General features: G+C 39.9%; 3 protein-coding genes. 2 read left to right on the plus strand and 1 reads right to left on the minus strand.

Annotation, left to right across the window (positions count from 1 at the left end; genetic code table 11):
* Positions 1 to 190: hypothetical protein (locus AC3WVG_RS11715; RefSeq protein ID WP_488798299.1), on the plus strand; the 190-nt coding region annotated here is incomplete at its 5' end.
* A 59-nt stretch (positions 191 to 249) separates the two neighbouring features.
* Here AC3WVG_RS11715 and AC3WVG_RS11720 read toward each other — a convergent pair.
* Positions 250 to 825 (minus strand): TetR/AcrR family transcriptional regulator, encoded by a 576-nt coding sequence (locus tag AC3WVG_RS11720; RefSeq protein WP_024602978.1) that lies wholly within the window; start codon positions 823 to 825, stop codon positions 250 to 252.
* A gap of 101 nt (positions 826 to 926) precedes the next feature.
* On the opposite strand from AC3WVG_RS11720, the gene AC3WVG_RS11725 reads away from it, so the two are divergent.
* On the plus strand, positions 927 to 1,403 hold the full coding sequence (locus AC3WVG_RS11725) for an HPP family protein (RefSeq protein ID WP_488798300.1): 477 nt from the start codon (positions 927 to 929) through the stop codon (positions 1,401 to 1,403).
* Positions 1,404 to 1,590: the final 187 nt, after the last annotated feature.

Below are 1,590 nucleotides of genomic sequence, written 5' to 3' on the forward strand. Positions count from 1 at the left end.
AATCCCAGAACATCAACAAAAAATTATGGACGAGAAGCGTGCTGACTTTGAGCAAGCTAACTCGGCGGAAGAAGAAGCCTCCGACTTTCCTCCAAATGCCGAGCTATGTAAAAAATGCAGTCATAAAGCGGTTATCCTGATGGACGGCTGTATGACGTGCCTTAATTGTGGCGATTCAAAATGCGGCTGATAGACTAGTGATAAAAAAAGTGGCTATTTAGCCGCTTTTTTAATACTGTATTTACCTATTTAACCAACCGCTACTATCGCTTTTAAAATATTATCACTAGGTGGAGTCACTGTTACATCATGCATCACCCTCGCTCTACATATATAACCTTCCTTTAAAATAAGTAAGTGTTGCGTGGCTTCAATTGCTTTTTCTCTATTGTGAGCAAATTCAGGTGTTTCTAAAAGAGCTGATAGTATGATCTCAAAGTTCGCTTGCTTGTGCTGTTTGCAAAGTTTGGCAATAGGGTCGTTCTCTACAGGGTACTCAGCTGCAGTATTAATAAAAAAACAGCCATTAAAACACCCTAACTCTGAAACCTCATTATTAATCCACTTTTTCAGTCCGGCAAAAATTGCCTGTGCGACTAACATAGCACTTGGTTGTATACATATTTTTTTAAGCCAAGCGTTAAAGCAGATGTCACGTGCGACTAAACAAGCACAAATAAGCGCGTCTTTGCTTTCAAAGTGCTTATATAAGGTTTTTTTTGCAATGCCCGATACAGCTAAAATTTCATTAATACCAACAGCGTGTATACCCTTTTTATAAAAAAGACTCAGTGCCGTACTGATTATTTGTTGTTGTTTATCCATGATATTCCAAATTTGAGCAGTAAAAACACAGCTTGACATAGGTAGACCGACTTGTCTACATTACAGGTGTAGACAAGTCGGTCTACTTTTGAGGAGGTAATATGCATAGTGAGCAAATAAAGTCGGCATTAATCGCAGGTGTTTTTTCTACTTTTGTTTTGGGGTTTTTGGCGTGGCTAAGTTATATGGGTGATTACGGTATTTGGTTAATGGCGCCATTCGGCGCAACAGCTGTACTTGTTTTTGGCGTACCGCAGAGCCCGTTAGCTATGCCAAAAAACGTAATAGGGGGGCATATGCTGACCGCAATGATTGGGGTTGTTTTTAGCTATTATAGTGCTGATAGTGCGATTATGATTGGGCTGGCTGTGGGTATTGCTATAACATTAATGATAATCACAAAAACTATTCACCCTGCTGCCGGCGCAAACCCTATCTTAATTATTGAGTCTGGCCAAAGTTGGGATTTTTTAATAATGCCAGTACTGGCAGGAACTGTCTTTATAGTTTTGTCTGGCTTTGTTGCGAGGTGGTTTATTCAATACTTGATGGATAATAAATATAAAAAAACCGCTTAACGCGGTTTCTTTTATACAAAGCACTCAGCTGATCAAACAACACCGCGAGGTAGGCGGCAATCGTGATCTTTGCGAGCAAGCTCAACTATCCAAAGCTCTTCTGCTGTGTAGCCTTCTTCGTTTTGTGTGATCACGGTGAAAGGCGCTTTTTTCTGTGCTTTTACAGGAGCAGCTTTTTTAGTTTTTT

Source organism: Desulfovulcanus sp., assembly GCF_982781345.1.

Coding starts and splice junctions, on each gene's coding strand:
- AC3WVG_RS11720 (WP_024602978.1), bottom strand. CDS start 825: ATGGATAAACAACAACAAATAATCAGTACGGCACTGAGTCTTTTTTAT.
- AC3WVG_RS11725 (WP_488798300.1), top strand. CDS start 927: ATGCATAGTGAGCAAATAAAGTCGGCATTAATCGCAGGTGTTTTTTCT.